Annotated in this window: 19 protein-coding genes; 11 read left to right on the top strand and 8 right to left on the bottom strand. The window is 64.9% G+C overall.

The features are described from left to right. Positions 1–37: 37 nt before the first annotated feature. The gene (gene ruvC, locus ABT375_RS08620) at positions 38–529 is read left to right on the top strand and encodes a crossover junction endodeoxyribonuclease RuvC (RefSeq protein WP_066604456.1); all 492 of its coding nucleotides are present in this window, start codon (positions 38–40) and stop codon (positions 527–529) included. 20 nt (positions 530–549) lie between these two features. Here ruvC and ABT375_RS08615 read toward each other — a convergent pair whose 3' ends face one another. From ABT375_RS08615 to ABT375_RS08605, 3 genes are read right to left on the bottom strand one after another with little or no spacing between them, the layout of a single operon-like run. Continuing rightward, entirely contained in the window at positions 550–1266 is a 717-nt protein-coding gene (locus ABT375_RS08615; protein WP_416464766.1) for a dienelactone hydrolase family protein, read from the bottom strand. 20 nt (positions 1267–1286) lie between these two features. Further along, positions 1287–2294, bottom strand: a complete 1008-nt coding sequence (locus ABT375_RS08610; protein WP_416464765.1) for a 50S ribosomal protein L11 methyltransferase — start codon at positions 2292–2294, stop codon at positions 1287–1289. A gap of 57 nt (positions 2295–2351) precedes the next feature. Then, positions 2352–3686: a methyl-accepting chemotaxis protein gene (locus tag ABT375_RS08605; RefSeq protein WP_224548732.1), complete on the bottom strand. Its 1335-nt coding sequence runs from the start codon at positions 3684–3686 to the stop codon at positions 2352–2354. A 199-nt stretch (positions 3687–3885) separates the two neighbouring features. On the opposite strand from ABT375_RS08605, the gene sdhC reads away from it, so the two are divergent. From sdhC to ABT375_RS08580, 5 genes are all read left to right on the top strand, one after another. Further along, positions 3886–4281, top strand: coding sequence for a succinate dehydrogenase, cytochrome b556 subunit (gene sdhC, locus ABT375_RS08600; protein WP_224548734.1), 396 nt, complete (start codon positions 3886–3888; stop codon positions 4279–4281). Next, the gene (sdhD, locus tag ABT375_RS08595) at positions 4281–4673 is read left to right on the top strand and encodes a succinate dehydrogenase, hydrophobic membrane anchor protein (RefSeq protein WP_224548735.1); all 393 of its coding nucleotides are present in this window, start codon (positions 4281–4283) and stop codon (positions 4671–4673) included. The genes sdhC and sdhD overlap by 1 nt, the downstream gene beginning before the upstream one ends. After that, complete coding sequence (gene sdhA, locus ABT375_RS08590) at positions 4670–6472, top strand: succinate dehydrogenase flavoprotein subunit (RefSeq protein WP_416464764.1); 1803 nt, start codon at positions 4670–4672, stop codon at positions 6470–6472. Before sdhD ends, sdhA begins: the two co-directional genes overlap by 4 nt. Before the next feature lie 84 nt (positions 6473–6556). Continuing rightward, the gene (locus tag ABT375_RS08585; protein WP_416464763.1) at positions 6557–7630 is read left to right on the top strand and encodes a biotin carboxylase; all 1074 of its coding nucleotides are present in this window, start codon (positions 6557–6559) and stop codon (positions 7628–7630) included. A 101-nt stretch (positions 7631–7731) separates the two neighbouring features. Then, positions 7732–8052 carry a hypothetical protein gene (locus tag ABT375_RS08580; RefSeq protein ID WP_416464762.1) on the top strand — a complete coding sequence of 107 codons (321 nt, stop codon included), beginning with the start codon at positions 7732–7734 and terminating at the stop codon, positions 8050–8052. 68 nt (positions 8053–8120) lie between these two features. Here ABT375_RS08580 and ABT375_RS08575 read toward each other — a convergent pair whose 3' ends face one another. After that, positions 8121–8576, bottom strand: coding sequence for a vgr related protein (locus ABT375_RS08575; protein ID WP_416464760.1), 456 nt, complete (start codon positions 8574–8576; stop codon positions 8121–8123). Next, positions 8573–9046: a copper chaperone PCu(A)C gene (locus ABT375_RS08570; RefSeq protein ID WP_416464758.1), complete on the bottom strand. Its 474-nt coding sequence runs from the start codon at positions 9044–9046 to the stop codon at positions 8573–8575. The genes ABT375_RS08575 and ABT375_RS08570 overlap by 4 nt, the downstream gene beginning before the upstream one ends. 174 nt (positions 9047–9220) lie before the next feature. Here ABT375_RS08570 and dnaK point away from each other — a divergent pair, with 174 nt between their 5' ends. Together dnaK and dnaJ are read left to right on the top strand one after the other, a co-directional pair. Then, the gene (gene dnaK, locus ABT375_RS08565) at positions 9221–11122 is read left to right on the top strand and encodes a molecular chaperone DnaK (protein WP_224548748.1); all 1902 of its coding nucleotides are present in this window, start codon (positions 9221–9223) and stop codon (positions 11120–11122) included. A gap of 66 nt (positions 11123–11188) precedes the next feature. Beyond that, a complete protein-coding gene (gene dnaJ, locus ABT375_RS08560; protein ID WP_416464756.1) occupies positions 11189–12331 on the top strand; it encodes a molecular chaperone DnaJ in 1143 nt (380 codons plus the stop codon). Between the two features lie 112 nt (positions 12332–12443). Here dnaJ and ABT375_RS08555 read toward each other — a convergent pair whose 3' ends face one another. Next, the gene (locus ABT375_RS08555; protein ID WP_416464755.1) at positions 12444–13739 is read right to left on the bottom strand and encodes an amino acid permease; all 1296 of its coding nucleotides are present in this window, start codon (positions 13737–13739) and stop codon (positions 12444–12446) included. A gap of 197 nt (positions 13740–13936) precedes the next feature. Between ABT375_RS08555 and ABT375_RS08550 the strand changes: the two genes are divergently transcribed. After that, positions 13937–14086 carry a hypothetical protein gene (locus ABT375_RS08550; RefSeq protein WP_224548753.1) on the top strand — a complete coding sequence of 50 codons (150 nt, stop codon included), beginning with the start codon at positions 13937–13939 and terminating at the stop codon, positions 14084–14086. A 59-nt stretch (positions 14087–14145) separates the two neighbouring features. Here ABT375_RS08550 and ABT375_RS08545 read toward each other — a convergent pair whose 3' ends face one another. After that, on the bottom strand, positions 14146–15948 hold the full coding sequence (locus tag ABT375_RS08545) for an acyl-CoA dehydrogenase C-terminal domain-containing protein (protein WP_224548754.1): 1803 nt from the start codon (positions 15946–15948) through the stop codon (positions 14146–14148). Between the two features lie 43 nt (positions 15949–15991). Beyond that, entirely contained in the window at positions 15992–16402 is a 411-nt protein-coding gene (locus tag ABT375_RS08540) for a MerR family transcriptional regulator (protein ID WP_224548755.1), read from the bottom strand. A 107-nt stretch (positions 16403–16509) separates the two neighbouring features. On the opposite strand from ABT375_RS08540, the gene ABT375_RS08535 reads away from it, so the two are divergent. Then, a complete protein-coding gene (locus tag ABT375_RS08535) occupies positions 16510–16917 on the top strand; it encodes a DUF2946 family protein (protein ID WP_416464753.1) in 408 nt (135 codons plus the stop codon). Between the two features lie 144 nt (positions 16918–17061). Further along, the gene (locus ABT375_RS08530; RefSeq protein WP_416464752.1) at positions 17062–19098 is read left to right on the top strand and encodes a TonB-dependent receptor family protein; all 2037 of its coding nucleotides are present in this window, start codon (positions 17062–17064) and stop codon (positions 19096–19098) included. Positions 19099–19110 lie beyond the last annotated feature (12 nt).

The following is a 19110-nucleotide window of genomic DNA, read 5'->3' as shown; positions in this document are numbered from 1 at the left end:
TGCGTCTGCCCTCTCCCCACGGGGAGAGGATGCGCGCATGATCCTGCTTGGCCTGGACCCTGGCCTTGGCACCACCGGCTGGGGCCTGATCGCCGCGGATGGCAATCGGCTGACCCATATCGGCAATGGCCAGATCAAGACCGACAGCAGCATGGCGCTCTCGACGCGACTGCTGGCGCTCGACCTGGCGCTGACCGACCTGATCCTCGAACATCGGCCCGATGGCGCCGCAGTCGAGGAGGTGTTCGTCAATGTGAACCCGCAATCGACGCTGAAGCTGGGGCAGGCGCGGGGCGTGATCCTGCTCAATGCCGCGCGATCGGGCATGGAGGTCGGCGAATATGCCGCGCGCCTCGTCAAGAAATCGGTGGTTGGCGTCGGCAATGCGTCGAAGGAGCAGGTCCATGCGATGGTGTCGCGCCTGCTGCCCGGCGCGAAGATCGTGGGGCCGGACGCATCCGATGCGCTGGCGGTGGCGATCACCCACGCCCATCATCTCGCCAGCGCCCGGCGCATTCCGACCCGTTAAGACAGTCCTGTTTTCGGCTTTTATCCGAACAGGTCGCCCAGGAAATCCGTCATCGCGCGGAAGCTGCGCCGGTCGGCGCTTGGGCTATAGGCCAGCCCCTTTTCCGGCATATTGACGCCCTCGTCGGTGAAGGCGTGGCCGGTGCCGCCATAGGCGTGAATCTGCCAGTCGCAGCCCGCATCGGTCAATTCGCGGGCCAGACCCACGGTCGCCTCTGGCGGTGCGATCGGGTCGTCCCAGCCGTGGCAGACCAGCAATTTGGCGGTGATTGGCGCGTTGGGGAAAGGCGTCGGGTCATAGACGCCGTGGAAGCTGACTCCACCGCTAATGTCCGCGCCGGAGCGGGCGAGGTCGAGCACGCATTTGCCGCCGAAGCAGAAGCCGATCGCGGCCGTCCGGTCGGCATCGACCTCCGCCAGCCCCTTGAGCACTGCATGGGCGCCATTCGCCCGGTCACGCAGCAGCGCGCGGTCGGCGTTCAGTTCGGCCATATAGCGCCCGGCATCGGGGTCGGCGCGCGTGGTGCGCTTGCCCTGTCCAAAGACGTCGGCGACCAGCACGGCATAGCCGAGCGCCGCGACCTTTTCCGCATAGGCGAAGTCGGCCTCCTTGGCGCCCAGCACATTGGGGAAGAGCAGCACCCCCGGCAGCGGGCCGGCGGCTGCGTCGACCACGGCCAGGCTTTCGAAAGGCCCATCCGGGCCATCATGCATGGTGACGCGGCGGATGATAGCCATGGCTAAGCTCCTCTAAAAGTTCAGATACTACCGAAGCCGGGCGCTTCGCCCCGCGCGGCCGGATTGATGCGGCGCGGCCGTTTCCAGCCGATGCTGGGCCGCTTGCGCAAGCGCAGGGTCGGCCATTCGCCGCGGTCGCTGCGTTCGGCCAGCCGCATTCCCTGTGCACGATAGGCGGCGACCACCGCGTTCGCCTGCCCGTTGAGCAATCCGGCCAGGACGATGGTGCCACCATCCTCGACCAGCGCGCACAGCGTCGGGGCCAGTTCGATCAGCGGCCCCGCCAATATGTTGGCGATCAGCAGGTCGTAGGGCGCGCGCCCGATCAGCGCGGGATGGTTGCCGCCCGCCGCCGTCACCAGCGCCAGCCGGCCCGCCCCGTCGCCCAGCGCTACGCCATTGGCGCGCGCATTGTCGGCGCTGATCTCTACCGCCACGGCGTCGATGTCGGACGCGATGGCGCGGGCGCGGGGCCACAGGTTCATCGCGGCGAAGGCGAGCAGGCCGGTGCCGGTGCCGATATCGGCGACATGGGCAAAGCGCATCCCCACCCGGCGCATCCGGTCGAGCATGGCCAGGCAGCCCGCCGTCGTTTCATGCTGCCCGGTGCCGAAGGCGCGGCCCGCCTCGATCAGCAGATTGACGTGGCCGGGCAGTTCGGGATCGCTCGCGATGTTGCGGACATGGAAGCGGCCGGCGGTGACAGGCTCCAGCCCCTGCTGGCTCAGTGTCACCCAATCCTCGTCGGGCAGCGCCTCGACAATGGGTTTCACGCGGCCCGCGCTGGGCACCAATGTCTTGAGCAGCTTGATCGCGGCCACGCTGGGCTTGCCTTCGAAATAGGCGTCGAGTTGCCAGGCATCTTCCCCTTCTTCCTCACCATCGGGCGTCGCCTCGCTGGTCATCAGCACCGGCGGATGCTCCATCAGCGTGAAGGCGGCGATGTCCCCGTCCAGCGCTTCGGCTTCGGCGCGGGTGCAGGGCAGGGTGACTTTCCAGCTTTGGACTGAAGGCGCAACATCGTTCATCCCGCCGCCTTTAGCCGAGGCAGAGAGGGAGGGGAAGCGGGATGGGATGGCGGCGGCTTAGGCCACCTGCCGACCGAAGTCGGACGAAGCGTTGCGCAGGCTGGCGAGCTTGCCCTCGACGCTGACGAAGCCGCGTTCGAGCTGGTCGATTTCCGACGCCACCACTTCGGTGTCCTGACGGATCGCGGAAATGGTGGTCGACATCGAATCGGCGGCCAGCGCGGTTTCGTCGACCGCGGCGGTGATCATGGTCACGGTCTGCGCCTGCGCATCCATGGCGTGGCGGATGCGCTCGGCGCTGGCCTTGACCTCGCCCACCGTGTCGCGGATGCGTTCGTTGGTTTCGACCGACTGGCGGGTCGATGCCTGGATATCGGCGATCTTGCCGGCGATCTCGTCGGTGGCGCGGGCGGTCTGGTTGGCCAGGCTCTTCACTTCCTGCGCGACGACGGCGAAGCCGCGCCCGGCGTCACCGGCGCGGGCGGCCTCGATCGTGGCGTTGAGCGCGAGCAGGTTGGTTTGCCCCGCAATGTCGCGGATCAGGCCCAGGATCGATTCGATCGACTTGGCATGGTCGGACAGGGTGGAAGACATGGACACCGCATCCCCCGACTGGGCGGAGGCGCGCTGGGCGACCTCTGCCGCGCTTTCGACTTCGGTGCGGGCATCCTCGATAGCGCGGATGAGCCCGGCGGAGGTGCGGGCGGCTTCGCGCATGGCGAGGGCGGATTGTTCGGCGGCGGCCGCCACTTCGGACGCCTTGCCCAGCATGCCGCGCGTGGCGGCGGAGGCGTCCTTGGCCTGTTCGCGCAGCGATTCGCCCAGTTTCGACGCGCCGTCGATCTCACCGACGATCCGCTGTTCGAACAGCGTGCCGTAACGCTGGCGTTCGGCGCGCTGCGCTTCGGCCTGGTCGGTGGCCAGCACATTGCTCATGAAACCCGAATCGATCATCGCGATCTGCAGCATCATGCGCAGCAACCGGCGACAGCGCGGCGCATCATCATGGCACCGTTCCCAGATCAGGTCGGTGACGCGTTCGTTGGCATTGGCGACCGCGTTCAGGACCGCGCGCACCGATACGTCATGCTTGCGGGCGTGGCGCACGCAGTCGGCAGCCGACCGCGCCCAGCGCCCCTCCGCGAAATGCATCAGCTTTTCGCGGACATAAGTATCGGCTTCGCGTTCGATTCGGGCGATGACGCCGCTGCCCAGCCGGTCCTGAAGGCCGGTTTCGCGCATATAGCTGGTGAAGAAGGCGGCGCCCACGCTGCCCAGATCATCGCCGATCAGGTCGCCCACTTCGCGCGCGGCGCGGGCGACATCGCCGTTGGGATCGACTTCCGCCAGAAAATCCGATGTGGCGGTGGCGGAAGAAAGACTGGACGGCATGAGGGAACGGCCCTTGCTGATGACGTGATCGGTTGGACGTCGATCTTTAGCGCACGTTGGTTAACCACTTCTTATGGCTGTCCGGGCTGATCGCAGAAAGCGGCGTCGGCAATCTCCCGCTTTCCGCTTCTTGCCCTCTTGGCGTATCGCTCTTAAGGGGGGCGGACTCAGGGACAAGTATCTAAGGACTAGGGTAGACATGGCGCGTTCCAACAGCCGGCCGCTCTCGCCGCATTTGACGATCTGGAAATGGGGACCGGCCATGGCCGTGTCCATCATGCACCGCGTGACGGGCAATGGCCTCGCCACCGCCGGCGCGCTCGGCCTCATCTGGTGGCTGATGGCCGCCGCGACCGGTCCGGAGGCCTATGCGACCTTCGTCAAGTGCGCGACGTCGCCGATCGGCTATCTGGTGATGATCGGCCTGACCTGGTTCTTCTTCCAGCATCTCTTCTCGGGCCTGCGGCACTTCGTGCTCGACATGGGCGCGGGGTATGAGCTGAAAAATAACAAGATGTGGTCGATCGCGACCTTCGTCGCATCGCTGCTCGTGACCGGCTTCGTCTGGCTCACCATCTTCGGAAAGGCGCTCTGATGGGCAACGGTACTGGCATCGGTCGCGTTCGCGGCCTGGGTTCGGCGCATCATGGCGCGCATCACTGGCTGGCGCAGCGCTATACGGCCGTCGGCAATCTGCTGCTGACGCTGTGGCTGCTGTTCAGCCTGCTGAGCCTGCCCGGCCTCGATTATGAAAGCGTCGTCGGCTGGATCGCCAACCCGGTGGTCGCCGTGCCGCTGATGCTGATGATCGTCAGCATCTTCTGGCACCTGCGCCTCGGCATGCAGGTGATGCTGGAGGATTATGTCCATGACAAGGGCCTCGCCTTCTTCTCCATGCTGCTGCTGAATTTCTATGCCTTGGGCGGCGCTGCCGCGGGCATTTTCGCGATCGCCAAGATCGCCTTCATTGGGGTCGTCAAGCCATGACCGAAGCCTATAAGATCATCGACCACACCTACGACACGGTCGTCGTGGGCGCGGGCGGCTCCGGCCTGCGCGCGACCATGGGCAGCGCCGAAGCGGGCCTCAAGACCGCCTGCATCACCAAGCTGTTCCCGACCCGGTCGCATACCGTCGCGGCGCAGGGCGGCATCGCGGCCTCGCTGGGCAATAACAGCCCCGACCACTGGACCTGGCACATGTACGACACCGTCAAGGGGTCCGACTGGCTGGGCGACCAGGACGCGATCGAATATATGGTGCGCGAAGCGCCTGCGGCCGTGATCGAGCTGGAACATGCCGGCGTGCCGTTCAGCCGTAACGAGAATGGGACGATCTACCAGCGTCCCTTCGGCGGCCATATGCAGAATATGGGCGCCGGCCCGCCGGTGCAGCGCACCTGCGCTGCGGCCGACCGTACCGGCCACGCCATGCTCCATGCGCTCTATCAGCAGTCGCTGAAATATGACGCGGACTTCTACATCGAATATTTCGCCATCGACCTGATCATGGAAGATGGCGAATGCCGCGGCGTCATCGCCATCTGCATGGAAGATGGATCGATCCACCGCTTCCGCAGCCATGCCGTCGTGCTGGCGACGGGCGGCTATGGCCGCGCCTATTTCTCCGCCACCTCGGCGCATAGCTGCACCGGCGACGGCGGCGGCATGGTGCTGCGCGCAGGGCTGCCGCTCCAGGATCTGGAGTTCGTGCAGTTCCACCCGACCGGCATCTACGGCGCGGGCGTGCTCATCACAGAAGGCGCGCGCGGCGAGGGTGGCTACCTCACCAACTCCGAAGGCGAGCGTTTCATGGAACGCTATGCCCCCTCGGCCAAGGATCTGGCGTCGCGCGACGTCGTGTCCCGCTCGATGGCGATGGAAATGCGCGAAGGGCGCGGCGTGGGCGAGCATAAGGATCATATCTTCCTGCACCTCGACCATATCGATCCCAAGGTGCTGGCCGAACGCCTGCCGGGCATCACCGAAAGCGGCAAGATCTTTGCCGGCGTCGACCTGACCCGCCAGCCGCTGCCCGTGACGCCGACCGTCCATTATAATATGGGCGGCATCCCCTGTAACTATCATGGCCAGGTTGTGACCAAGAAGGGCGACGATCCCGAAGTGATCGTGCCCGGCCTGTTCGCGGTCGGCGAAGCGGCCTGCGTGTCGGTCCATGGCGCAAACCGCCTTGGCTCCAACAGCCTCATCGACCTAGTCGTGTTCGGCCGTGCTACGGGCTTGTTCCTCAAGGACAATCTCAAGCCCAACGCGCCGCACAAGGCGCTGCCGGCCGATGCCGCGGACCTGGCGCTCTCGCGTCTCGACCATTATCGAAACGCCAAGGGCAGCACGCCGACGGCGGACATCCGCCTGGACATGCAGCGCACCATGCAGAAGCACGCCGCCGTGTTCCGCGACAGCGCGCTTCTGTCCGAAGGCGTTATCCAGATGCAGGCCGTCAACAAGCGGTTGCAGGACGTCAAGGTTTCGGATCGCTCGCTGATCTGGAACACCGACCTCATCGAGACGCTGGAGCTGGACAATCTGATGTGCCAGGCGATCTGCACGATGGAAGGCGCCGAAGCGCGCAAGGAATCGCGCGGCGCTCACGCGCATGAGGATTTCCCCAACCGCGACGACGAAAACTGGATGAAGCACACCATCAGCTGGTTCGAAGGCTGGGGCGGTTCGGGCGGCAAGGTGACGCTCGATTATCGCCCGGTCCACGACTATACGATGACCGACGAAGCGGAATATGTGAAGCCCAAGGCGCGCGTTTACTAAGCACGCATCGACGGCTGGAAATTCTGGAGGGGGCGAGCCGAGAGGCTGGCCCCCTTCTTGATTCTAAACGGGAATGACGACGATATGACGCAGGACGCCGTGGCCATCCTCTATCAGGCGCTGCCGCCGCCGGTGATCGACGGACTGCGCAAGGATGCCAAGCCCGGCGGCTATTCGGATGGCGGCGCGGATATCGGCTTCGTGCTGCGCGGGCAGGGGCATCATGTCCTGACCCCGATAGCCGATCCCGATCCGATCCGGCCGCTGGACTGGGTGTTTCCCGATACCGCGGAAGGCATCGCGGCGGCGATCGCGGCGGGTGCGACGATCCTCTGGGCGAACAGCGTGCTGTTCGAAGGCCATCCGATCGAAACTGTCGTCGGGCAGGTACGGATCGTTGGGCAATTGCCGACCCTGACGCAGCGCTATGACAACAAGTTCACGACAAACCGGATGCTGGAGGAAGCAGGCCTGCCAGTGGCACGGTCCTTCCTGATGGCGCAGGCTACGCGGCCGGGCGTATGGGCGTTGGCCGATGTAGAGGCTGCGCTGACGCAGGCGGCCCTGACCTTGCCGCTGATCGTGAAGCCGGTGCGCGGGCGGGGCAGTCAGGGCGTCACGCGAGTCGCCGATCTGGCAGCGCTTCGCACGGCGGCGATCCTACTGATCGAGGACGCAAAATTCGGTGATACGCTGATCGTCGAGGAATATCTGGATGGTGAGGAAGTCACGGTGACATTGATGCCGCCAGCCTCGCCGCTCCCGTCGGGGGCGGTGCGGGCCGCCCACTGGCCGCTGCGCCCGGTCCGCCGCTTCGACCAGAAGGACGGCATCGCTCCCTATAATGGCGATGTCGCGGTGACAGCCAACAGCGTGGCGATCGACGTGGAGGAACTGGCGACACCGGCCGTGCAGGCGATGCTGGCCGCCTGCGTCCGCGCGGCGGCGCTGGTCGGCGCAAGGGCGCCGATCCGCATCGATTGCCGGGCCGATGCCAGCGGCGCCTTCAAACTGTTCGACCTCAACATGAAGCCCAACATGACCGGTCCCGGCCGCCCCGGCCGCGACGATCAGGACTGCCTGTCCGCGATCGCCGCGCGGGCGGATGGCATGGATTTCGGGGCGTTGTTGAAAAGGATGCTAGCGGCTGCGTGGTAAAAGGGAGACTGGTTTCGACCATTTTTAGCCGTTCCCAATAGCGATCCGTCAGCCTGATACTTGCCGTTGCGAACCATCCGTCCATCAAGCAGATTGCCAACATGGAAATCTCTATCATCTTCGACACCGCGTTTCAGGGTCGGGCGGCAGGCGCAGTCTGGATCGTTCAGAGCGACGAAAACCGCCGATGGTTTGATAAGCAGTCCGATCTTGATTCTGGAAGCGCTATATTCATCCCGGAGGGTGGGGAGATTGGGCGTGATGCGATACTGCGGTCCATCTGGAATGTTCAGGAGCATTACCCGGATTGGTCGCGGATCAACGTCTATGGCGCTGTCCTTACCAAAGAGTTGGCCAGCGAACTCCGTGATGAGGGGAACGCAATGGAGACGGATAAGGGGTTCGCGCTCGTCTGCGCATAGTCCGCTTCCCCGCCGCAACGATCCGAAACCCGACAGTCCGCTTCCCACCCAATACCGCCGCTCACCTCTCAAAACGGCAACAGCGCCTCATACACATCCAGCCCTGACTTCCCTTGCACCACAACCCCCCGGCGTAGCAGAAACGCATGGCGCACGATCTCCGCCTGCTGCTCGATCCCGTAACGGTCAAATGGCCGCCCCGGCACCAGCTCATAACCATAGCGGCAAAAGGGATGGCGCATCAGCGGCAACCACCATTTCCCCGACCGCTGCGCCTGCCAGACATGGGTCATCTCGTGGATGAAATGCCCCTGCAAATGCAGCGGCCCCTCGCAAAAATCCGCGCAGAACAGCCCGCCGTCGGGATGAAACCACAGGTCGCCATCCGGCGCCATCGTCACCCCCTTGGGCTGGAGCGGCCACCATTTGCGCTCATGCACCCGCACCCGGTCATAATCGATCGCCGCGCCGAACACCCCCCGCGCCAGCGCGACCTCCTGCTCCGTCAGCGCGCGGCTGCTCAATGGCCTTCATGCCCTTCCGGCTTGGGCGAAGCCGCACCGGCGGCTTCGGGCTTGCGGATCACCGCATCGACCAGCAGCCGGTCGCCATTGCCCATCAGGAAGGTGAGCTGCATCTTGCCCCGGCTGATCGCGGTGTCGTTGATGCCCCACAGCATCAGATGCTTGCCGCCAGGTGCGAAGGCGACCTGGCCCTTGGCCGGCACATTGACCGTGTCGATCGCCTCCATCGTCACCATCCCGTCCTTGTCGATGCTTTCATGCATCGCGACCTTGAGCGCATAGTCGGTCAGCACCCCGCGCAACTGCGTGCCCGCATCGCCGCCATGGATGACGAAATAGCCGGCCGACGGCCTGTCCTTGTTCGGCGAAAGCTGCACCCAGGCCTGGTCGATATAGCTGGGCGCTGGATCGCCGCAGGCGCTGAGCAGCATCGGTGCGGCAAGGGCGAAGAGGATAAGGGGCGCGCGCATCGGATGCTCCATGACTGTCTCGTTTCCGGTCGAGAGCATAGGTAATCGCCACAACTTCTTGTGCCAAGCGAAAGCGCGCCTATATCCCACCTGCAAACCGGCCTTGCCTTGGCGCTTATGTGAGGTATTGGGCCGTCAACCGCTGAATAGAATTTGGGGTTCAAAGAGGACACAATGGCAAAAGTTATCGGTATCGACCTTGGCACCACCAACAGCTGCATCGCCGTGATGGATGGCGGTAAGCCCAAGGTCATCGAAAATGCGGAAGGTGCGCGCACCACGCCCTCGATCGTCGCCTTCGCCAAGGATGGCGAGCGCCTGATCGGCCAGCCGGCCAAGCGCCAGGCGGTCACCAATCCGGACAACACGATTTTCGCGGTGAAGCGCCTGATTGGCCGCCGCTTCGACGATCCCATGACCAAGAAGGACATGGAACTCGTCCCCTATGACATCGCCAAGGGTCCGAACGGCGACGCCTGGGTCAAGGCCGGTGGCGAGGATTACAGCCCGTCGCAGATCAGCGCCTTCATCCTGCAGAAGATGAAGGAAACCGCCGAGAGCTATCTGGGCGAAACCGTGACGCAGGCGGTCATCACCGTTCCCGCCTATTTCAACGACGCCCAGCGTCAGGCGACCAAGGATGCCGGCCAGATCGCCGGGCTGGAAGTGCTGCGCATCATCAACGAACCGACCGCGGCGGCGCTGGCCTATGGCCTCGACAAGCAGGACGGCAAGACGATCGCGGTCTATGACCTTGGCGGCGGCACCTTCGACATCTCGATCCTGGAGATCGGCGACGGCGTGTTCGAAGTGAAGTCTACCAACGGCGACACCTTCCTGGGCGGCGAAGATTTCGACGCCAAGCTGGTGGAATATCTGGCCGCCGACTTCAAGAAGGCGGAAAGCATCGACCTGACCAAGGACAAGCTGGCCCTCCAGCGTCTGAAGGAAGCCGCTGAAAAGGCGAAGATCGAGCTGTCCTCGGCCCAGACGACCGAAGTCAACCTGCCCTTCATCACTGCCGATCAAAATGGTCCCAAGCATTTGGTGAAGACCATCACCCGCGCCGATCTGGAGCGTCTGGTGGCGGACCTCATCAAGCGCACGATGGAACCCTGCAAGAAGGCGATGGCCGACGCAGGCGTTTCGGCCAGCGAGATCAGCGAAGTCGTTCTGGTCGGCGGTATGACCCGCATGCCCAAGGTGCGCGAAGCCGTGAAGGAATTTTTCGGCAAGGAACCGCATACCGGCGTGAACCCGGACGAAGTCGTCGCCATGGGCGCCGCCATTCAGGCCGGCGTGTTGCAGGGCGATGTCAAGGACGTGCTGCTGCTCGACGTGACCCCGCTGTCGCTGGGTATCGAAACGCTGGGCGGCGTGTTCACCCGCATGATCGACCGCAACACCACCATCCCCGCCAAGAAGTCGCAGGTTTACTCGACCGCTGACGACAATCAGCAGGCGGTGACGATCCGCGTGTTCCAGGGCGAGCGTGAAATGGCGGCGGACAACAAGATCCTCGGTCAGTTCGACCTGCTCGGCATCCCGCCGGCGCCGCGCGGCGTGCCGCAGATCGAAGTCACGTTCGACATCGACGCCAACGGCCTCGTCAACGTGTCGGCCAAGGACAAGGGCACCGGCAAGGAGCAGCAAATCCGCATCCAGGCGTCGGGTGGCCTCAGCGACTCGGACATCGACCAGATGGTCAAGGATGCCGAGCGCTTCGCCGAAGACGACAAGAAGCGCCGCGAGGCGGCCGAGGCGAAGAACAACGCCGAAAGCCTGGTCCATACGACCGAAGCGCAGCTCGCCGAACATGGCGACAAGGTCGACGCTTCGCTGAAGGGCGAGATCGAAACCGCGATCGCCGACACCAAGGCCGCGATCGAAGGCGGCGACGCCGAAGCGATGAAGGCCAAGGCGCAGGAACTCGCCACGGTCGCGATGAAGCTCGGCCAGGCGATCTACGAGAAGGAGCAGGCCAATGCGGCGGCTCCGGGTGCGGACGCGCCCAAGGCCGATGACGATGTCGTCGACGCCGAATTCTCGGAAGTCGACGAAAACAACAAGGCGTAAAACTATGCCCATCGCCCGTCATTCCGGCGCAGGCCGGCATGATGGGCGATGCAGGCGGGGGCCTCTATGACGACCGAAGTTGATTTTTACGAACTGCTCGAAATCGAGCGCACGGCCGACGGCGCGGTGATCAAAAGCGCCTATCGCAAGATGGCGATGAAATATCACCCGGATAAGACCGGCGGATGCGCGGACAGCGAAGCGAAGTTCAAGGCCGTATCCGAAGCCTATGACTGCCTGAAAGACCCGCAGAAGCGCGCGGCCTATGACCGGTTCGGCCATGCGGCCTATACCCAGCAGCAGCAGGGTGGCGGCGGTGGCGGTTTTCGCGGCGGCGGCGCGGGCGGCTTTTCCGATCTGGGCGACATATTCGAAACGATCTTTGGCCAGTCCGGTTTCGGCGGGCAGGGCGGCGGGCGGCAGGCCAATCGCCGCGGCGCGGACCTGCGCTACGATATGGAGATCACGCTCGACGAAGCCTATCATGGCAAGAAGACCGAAATCGCGATCGACGTTTCGGCCGCCTGCGACAGCTGCGAGGGATCGGGCGCGCAGCCCGGCACCGGGGTCAAGACCTGCGGCACCTGCAAGGGCCATGGGCAGGTCCGCGCGCAGCAGGGCTTTTTCGTGGTCGAACGCACCTGTCCGTCCTGCCATGGCGCGGGCCAGGTGATTGAAAGCCCGTGCCGTTCCTGTCGCGGCGAAGGGCGCGTCGACAAGCCCAAGAGCCTGTCGGTCAACATCCCCGCCGGCGTCGATGAAGGCACGCGCATCCGCCTGTCGGGCGAGGGCGAGGCCGGCGCGCGTGGCGCACCGGCGGGCGACCTCTACATCTTCCTGCATGTGAAGCGGCACAGCCTGTTCGAACGCGACGGCACGACGTTGTTCTGCCGCGCGCCGGTCAGCTTCACGACGGCTGCGCTGGGCGGTTCGATCGAAGTGCCGGGCCTCGACGGCTTGCGGCACGAGATCAAGATTCCCAGCGGCATCCAGTCTGGCAAGCAGATCCGCCAGCGCGGCGGCGGCATGCCGGTGCTGAACGGCCGTGGTCAGGGCGACCTGGTGGTCCAGATCGACGTCGAGACGCCGACCCGCCTGACCGCGAAGCAGAAGGAACTGCTCGAAGCCTTCCGTGAGACGGAAACCGGCGAAGAATGCCCGCAGGTCAGCGGCTTCTTCTCCAAGCTCAAGGATCTGTGGGCGGATTGAGCGCCTGCTACGCTTAGGGTTAGTAACGTACAGCGTGTTCCCGCGTAGGCGGGAACCCAGTCCCGCCGTCTGAACTGGATTCCCGCCTGCGCGGGAACACGGCGTGCGTTGCTCAATCGGCGGTTCGCTCCCGCCGCGCCCACCAGTAGAAGGGCAGGCCGGCCGCCATCAGCAGGATGCTCGACCCGCTGGCCACTAACCCAGCGCCCCACAATGTCCAAAGCGCATAGCCCAGCCCGATGACCGCCGCCGGCACCACCAGCCGGAACCGCAAGCTCGCCAACGCGCAACCCACATAGAGCCACAAGGTCGCTGACGTCGCCAGCAGCGCCATCGCCGTGAACAGCGCCACCAGCCCTTGCAGGCTGTTCGCTATCAGCAACAGGCTGGCCAGCAACGTGGACAGGATCAGCCCGCGCACCGGCGTTCCCTTGGCATTGGTGCGCGCCAGCCAGCGCGGCAGTTCGCCTGCGCGGGCCATCGCCAACGGCACTTCCCCCTGCAACAGGGTCCAGCCATTGAGCGCGCCCAGGCAACTCACCACCACGAAGATGGCGATATAGCGCGCCGGTCCCGGTGACCAATAATGGCTCACGAACGCGCCAAAGGGCGATCCGGTCTGGGTTTCCGCCGCGGGCAGGGTCAGGGCGATGCCCGAACAGACCAGCAGGTAGATCAGTCCCGTCGCCGCCGTGCCGATCAGCGTGGCGCGCGGGATGGTGCGGGCGGGGTCGCGCACCTTGTCTGCCGCGACGCTGGCGGATTCGAAGCCGAGCAGCGCCCACAGCGTCAGCGCGGCCGACGCGGTGATGCCCGCGCCGGTCAACCCCTGTGCGGGGAAGGGCGCGACTTGCGCCTTGCCGCTGCCCAGGATCAGCACCAGCAGCACCATGACCACGATGATCGGGATCAGCTTGATGCAGGTCGTGGCGATCTGCGTCATACCCGCCGCGCGCGCGCCGATCAGGTTGACGCCGGTCATCGCCCAGAGAAAGCCGATCGAGCAGATCGCACCGACGCCCGGCTTCGCCAACACCGGCAGCACGCTGCTGAGGTTCGCGGTCGCCGCCACCGCGATGGTGACGTTGGTGATGATGATCGACAGCCAGTAGATCCAGCCGATCGCGAACCCCGCCAGCGGCCCATAGGCGCGCGCGATCATCTGCGACGCATTGGCGTCGGGCAAGGCGACGGTCAGCCGGGTGATGACGAAGGCCAGCACCAAAGACCCGGCGATGGTGAAGACCCACCCCGCCACCGCATCCCAGCCGAACGGCGCGAGGGCGGCGGGCAACAGGAAAACGCCCGATCCGATCATATTGCCCATGACCAGCGCTATGCAGGCGGCCAGACCCAATGTGCGGGATGCGGAGGGCGTCGAAGGCGCGGCGATGTCGGGGGCTTGCATGGGTGGATGCTAACGGGAGCCGGGAGTGATGGCTAGTGTTTCAGGGTGCTGCGTGCTCCTGCAAATACTATGATGCGGGTCATGGAATACATTAACTGCAATCGCCTTGACCCGCATTGCATTTGCGAAGGCCCGCCCAAAAGCCCAGATGAACCTTGATGCTGCAACGCAGCAAATCCATCAATCGAGGCTCTACGATGTTTTCCCTTCTGTCGCTCTATTTCGCCTATCGCCGTGATGTCGTCACCGCCGAACGCTATATCGCCGGACTGGCCAAGGTGCAGGCGCCGGTCGCGGACGATGTGACGCCGACGCCGGTCGAGGAGCAACTGCCGCTCGCGGCCTGACGCAAAGAAAAGGGCGACCCACAGGCCGCCCTTCCTTCGCACGAGGCTGGTCGTTACGATCAAGCCGCCAGAAACATATCCGGGTCCAGCGCCATCAGCGCGTCGGCGCCGCCCTCGATCTTGCGACGCAGCGATCCGGCGTCGGGCATGATGCGTTCGGCAAAGAAGCGCGCCGTCACCAGCTTGGCCTCCAGGAACCTGGCGTCCCCTTCGCCCGCTTCCAGCAGCGTCACCGCCGCCTTGCTCATGCGCAGCCACATCAGGCCGGTCGCGACGATGCCCATGATGTGCATATAATGATGCGCGCCGGCCCCGGCATGTTCGGGGTTCTTCATCGCATTCTGCATCAGCCACATGGTTGCCGCGCCCAACTGGGCGCTCGCCTTTTCCAGCGCCTCGGCAAAGCTGCTCAGCTTCTCATGCCCCTTGGCGTCGGCCACCTCGTCCGCGACGATCTTCAGGAAGGCCTGCAACGCCCGCCCGCCGTTCATCGGCAGCTTGCGGCCGACCAGATCCATCGCCTGCACGCCGTTGGTGCCTTCGTAAATCTGGGCAATGCGCGCGTCGCGCACATACTGCTCCACGCCATTTTCCCAGATATAGCCATGGCCGCCAAACACCTGCTGGCAGGCGACCGCCACGTCGAAGCCCTTGTCGGTGCCATAGCCCTTGATGACCGGGGTCAGCAGGCTGATCAGGTCGTCGGCGGTCTGGCGCTCTTCTTCCGTGGCGGCATGGTGCGACAGGTCGACCTGCAACGCGCCCCACAGGATGAAGGCGCGCAGCCCTTCGGTGATCGCCTTGGCCTCCATCAGCATCCGGCGCACGTCGGGATGGACGAACAGCGTGTCGGCCTTTTCGTTCGGCTCCTTCGGCCCGGTCAGCGCCCGGCCCTGACGGCGATCCTTCGCATAATGGACCGCATTCTGGAACGCGATCTCCGCCTGGCCCAGCCCCTGCAGGCCCACGCCCAGCCGCGCGGCGTTCATCATGATGAACATCGCGGCCAGGCCCTTATTCTCCTCGCCCACGATCCAGCCGGTCGCGCCGTCATAATTCATGACGCAGGTGGCGTTGCCGTGAATGCCCATCTTATGCTCGATCGACCCGCAGGACACGGCATTGCGGTCGCCCACTGTCCCGTCGTCACCGACGAACAGCTTGGGTACGACGAACAAGGAAATGCCCTTGCTGCCTTCGGGCGCGTCGGGCGTCTTGGCGAGGACGAGGTGGATGATATTTTCCGACAGGTCATGTTCGCCCGCCGAAATGAAGATCTTGGTGCCGGTGATGCTGTAGCTGCCATCGGCCTGTGGTACCGCCTTCGTCTTGATGAGGCCCAGGTCCGTGCCGCAATGCGGTTCGGTCAGGTTCATCGTGCCGGTCCATTCGCCCGACACCATCTTGGGAATATAGCGCTGCTGCAATTCGGCGCTGCCCTTGGCGATCAGCGCCGCGACCGCGCCGGCGGTCAGGCCATGATACATTTCGAACGCCTGGTTGGCGGACAGCACATATTCGTCCACCGCCGTCGCCAGCACGCTGGGCAGGCCCTGGCCGCCAAATTCCGCCGGGCCGTGGATCGTCGTCCATCCGCCCGCGACGAATTGGTCGAACGCCGCCTTGAAGCCGGTCGGCGTCGTCACGCTGCCGTCCGGATGCCGGGTGCAGCCTTCCTTGTCGCCCACCGCGTTCAGCGGAAACAGCACTTCGGACGCCATCTTGCCGCCTTCGGTCAGGATCGCCTCGACCAGGTCGGGGGTGGCGTTCTCGAAGCCGGGGAGGTTGGCGTAGCGGTCCAGCCCGACCACATGGTCCAGCACGAAACGGGTGTCGCGAACGGGGGCGGCATAGCTGGGCATGGTCTTCTCCTGCGATATTTTTATTGAAGGGTAGGGGAGGGAATTAGCGCTGTTCGATGGTCGCGACGAAGGCGTCCAGTTCGGCAATCGCAGCGTCGATATCTTCTTTCTGCCGGGTCAGAAGGTCGATTCGCGCCTTGCACTTGTCCACGGTGACGCGGCGCTGGGCCTCATGCTCTTCGTCGGCGTCGTACAGATCGATCATCTCGCGGATTTCGGTCAGGCTGAAACCGACGCGCTTGCCGCGCAATATCCAGGCGAGCCGGGCGCGGTCGCGCCGCGAATAGATGCGGGCCAGCCCCTGCCGTTCCGGCGAGATCAGTCCTTCATCCTCATAGAAGCGCAGCGCGCGCGCGGTGACGCCGAACTCCTCGCTCAGGTCGGTGATGCTGTAGCTCTGCCGTTCGCTATGGTCGGGCAGTTCGATTCCGGCGATGCTGCTGCGGTTGTCCATCCATAAAGATGTAATTCGACTTTACGTTTACGTCAAGGTTAGTAAGCGACGCTGGTTGGACCTTTTGACCGGATGACAGAACGTCCCGTCGCCGCTAGGGAAGCGCCATGATGGGGGCGATCAGACAATCGGAGGGCGCGCGCGGCTGGCTGGCCGCTCTGGCGCTGCTCGTCCTCGCCATCCAGTTGATCGCGCCCGCAGGCTTCATGCCGGTGCGCACCGAAAAGGGCGTCGTGGTGACGCTCTGCACTGGGCAGGGCGCGGTCAATGTCGTGGTGCCCCGTGGCGAGGCGCCGGGCAGGCATGGCCAGCCGGACGACGGCATGACCGGGCAGCAACATTGCCCCTTCGCCGCCTCGATCCAGCCCGTGGTGCCGCCGCTCGTCGCCGCCGACCTGCCGTTGCCGGCCTGGCAACTGGCTTATGGCGTTATAGCGTTCGCGCTCAAGACCGGCGTCATCGCACGGCTGGCCGCGCCGCCGCCGCCCTCATCCGGGCCACCTGCGACTTTCTGATTTTCCACGCGCTCTCGTGCCAGGATGACGTGTTCCCGCGAAGGCGGGAAACCAGTCCTGCCGTCCGATCTGGGTTCCCGCCTACGCGGGAACACCCGGATTCGAGCGCCGATCCTGCATTTTCCATTTCCAGAAAGTCGTTCCATGCGTCCTATCCATGCCGCGCGCAGCCTGCCGCTGTGCGCCCTCATTCTCGCCCTGTCCGCCGTTCCCGCCTTTGCCGAAGACGCCGAACACAGCGCCATCATCGTCACCGCAAGTCCCGCCGTAGAGGCCGCTGCCGCCCGCGTGCAGCGCACCCCCGGCGGCGTCGATGTCATCGCCGCGGAAGCGTTCGAGAATAAACTCGCCGTCTCCCTGGGCGATGCGCTGGCCTTTTCGCCGGGCGTCTATACCCAGCCGCGCTTCGGGCAGGAGGTCCGGATATCGATCCGCGGATCGGGCCTGTCGCGCGGCTATCATATGCGCGGGCTGACGCTGTTGCAGGATGGCGTGCCGATCAATTCCGCAGACGATAATGGCGATTTTCAGGAACTGGACCCGCAGCTCTTCCAGCATATCGAGGTCTATCGCGGCGGCAATGCGCTGCGCTACGGCGGATCGACGCTGGGCGGGGCGATCAATGCGGTGACGCCGACCGGCCGCAGCGCGCCGGGGGCGGACCTGCGCATCGACGGCGGCAGTTTCGATACGATCCGGGCCAAGGCCGCCTATGGCTATGCCGACGACCGGGGCGACGCCTATGCCGCGCTGACCGCCGACCGATCCGACAGCGACCGCGCCCATGGCGACCGCAAGGCGCTGCGCTTCAACGGCAATGTCGGGTTGAAGCTGACCGACCATATCGAAACCCGCTTTTACGCCAGCGCCCAGACGATCCGCCAGAAACTCGCCGGTGCACTGAGCGAGCGGGATGCCCTGAACAATCCGGCCAAGGGCAATGTCACCGGCGATCAGGCCCGCGACATCGATTCGATCCGTCTGCAAAATCGCACGACCGTTGACCTTAGCCATGGCGCACTCGCCTTCGGCCTTTTCTACAACGCCAAATCGCTGTCCCATCCCATCTATCAGGTGATCGACCAGAAATCGGAGGATCGGGGCGTCTTCGCCAGCCTCGATCTGGCGGGCGACCTGGGCGGCATACCGCTGGAACTCACGTTGGGCAGTCAGGCCCGTTTCGGTGCGGTGCAGGCGCGCCAGTTCGTCAATATCGGCGGACGCAGCGGCGCGATTACGGCCAACGCCCGGCAAAAAGCCCAGACTATCAACAGCTATGGCGAAGCGCGCATCGCGCCGGTCGCCAATCTCTGGCTGATCGCCGGCGGCCTCTACAGCCATGGAGAGCGCCGCATCGCCAATCGCTTCGCACCGGCACGCAGCGGCAATGTGGATTTCGACGCCTTCGCGCCCAAGGTTGGCCTGCTCTACCAGCCCTCGCCGGCCGTGCAGCTCTACGCCAATTATAGCCGATCGGTCGAAATGCCCGGTTTTGGGGAACTCAGCCAGACGCCCGCAGGCGGCGCGCCCGGCTTTACCCCGGTCGGCCTGCAAAAGGCATGGACCGCGGAGGTCGGCACGCGTGGCCGGCGGGGCATAGCGCGCTGGGACGTCAGCCTCTACCGCGCCGACATAAGGGGCGAGATGCTGCAATATAGCGTGGTGGCCGGCACCATCCCCGCCGCCACCTTCAACGCCGATCGCACCCGGCATCAGGGGCTGGAGGCCGGCCTCGACCTGATATTGGCGCCCTGGGCGACGCTGCGGCAGGTTTATGGCTATAGCGACTTTCGTTTCCGCGACGACATGCAGTTCGGCGACAATCGCCTTCCAGTGGTCCCGCGCCACGCCTATCGCGCGGAATTGACGCTGGGAACGGACCGTCTCAGCCTGTCGCCGGCGATCGAATGGCTGCCGCAGGGCGCCTGGGTCGATTATGCCAACACGAAGCGCGTGGGTGGCTATGCGATGCTGAACCTGGGCGCACAGGCGCAGGTGCGCAATGGCCTCACCCTGTTCCTCGACGCCCGCAACCTGACCGCCCGGCGCGCGATCGGCGATATCAGTGCGCTCGTCCGCTACACGCCGGACAATGCCGCCACCGCCGCCGACGAAGGCAGCGTCGCTTTCTACCCCGTCGAACGCCGCGCGGTTTACGCCGGCGTGCGTGCGCACTTCTGACGGGGAGCGGAA

This window comes from Sphingomonas sp. VDB2 (genome assembly GCF_047946695.1).
GTDB classification, from domain to species: Bacteria; Pseudomonadota; Alphaproteobacteria; order Sphingomonadales; family Sphingomonadaceae; genus Sphingobium; species Sphingobium bisphenolicum.
This window is presented reverse-complemented; position numbering and strand designations above follow the sequence as displayed.

Coding starts and splice junctions, on each gene's coding strand:
- ruvC (WP_066604456.1), top strand. CDS start 38: ATGATCCTGCTTGGCCTGGACCCTGGCCTTGGCACCACCGGCTGGGGC.
- ABT375_RS08615 (WP_416464766.1), bottom strand. CDS start 1,266: ATGGCTATCATCCGCCGCGTCACCATGCATGATGGCCCGGATGGGCCT.
- ABT375_RS08610 (WP_416464765.1), bottom strand. CDS start 2,294: ATGAACGATGTTGCGCCTTCAGTCCAAAGCTGGAAAGTCACCCTGCCC.
- ABT375_RS08605 (WP_224548732.1), bottom strand. CDS start 3,686: ATGCCGTCCAGTCTTTCTTCCGCCACCGCCACATCGGATTTTCTGGCG.
- sdhC (WP_224548734.1), top strand. CDS start 3,886: ATGGCGCGTTCCAACAGCCGGCCGCTCTCGCCGCATTTGACGATCTGG.
- sdhD (WP_224548735.1), top strand. CDS start 4,281: ATGGGCAACGGTACTGGCATCGGTCGCGTTCGCGGCCTGGGTTCGGCG.
- sdhA (WP_416464764.1), top strand. CDS start 4,670: ATGACCGAAGCCTATAAGATCATCGACCACACCTACGACACGGTCGTC.
- ABT375_RS08585 (WP_416464763.1), top strand. CDS start 6,557: ATGACGCAGGACGCCGTGGCCATCCTCTATCAGGCGCTGCCGCCGCCG.
- ABT375_RS08580 (WP_416464762.1), top strand. CDS start 7,732: ATGGAAATCTCTATCATCTTCGACACCGCGTTTCAGGGTCGGGCGGCA.
- ABT375_RS08570 (WP_416464758.1), bottom strand. CDS start 9,046: ATGCGCGCGCCCCTTATCCTCTTCGCCCTTGCCGCACCGATGCTGCTC.
- dnaK (WP_224548748.1), top strand. CDS start 9,221: ATGGCAAAAGTTATCGGTATCGACCTTGGCACCACCAACAGCTGCATC.
- dnaJ (WP_416464756.1), top strand. CDS start 11,189: ATGACGACCGAAGTTGATTTTTACGAACTGCTCGAAATCGAGCGCACG.
- ABT375_RS08555 (WP_416464755.1), bottom strand. CDS start 13,739: ATGCAAGCCCCCGACATCGCCGCGCCTTCGACGCCCTCCGCATCCCGC.
- ABT375_RS08550 (WP_224548753.1), top strand. CDS start 13,937: ATGTTTTCCCTTCTGTCGCTCTATTTCGCCTATCGCCGTGATGTCGTC.
- ABT375_RS08545 (WP_224548754.1), bottom strand. CDS start 15,948: ATGCCCAGCTATGCCGCCCCCGTTCGCGACACCCGTTTCGTGCTGGAC.
- ABT375_RS08540 (WP_224548755.1), bottom strand. CDS start 16,402: ATGGACAACCGCAGCAGCATCGCCGGAATCGAACTGCCCGACCATAGC.
- ABT375_RS08535 (WP_416464753.1), top strand. CDS start 16,510: ATGATGGGGGCGATCAGACAATCGGAGGGCGCGCGCGGCTGGCTGGCC.
- ABT375_RS08530 (WP_416464752.1), top strand. CDS start 17,062: ATGCGTCCTATCCATGCCGCGCGCAGCCTGCCGCTGTGCGCCCTCATT.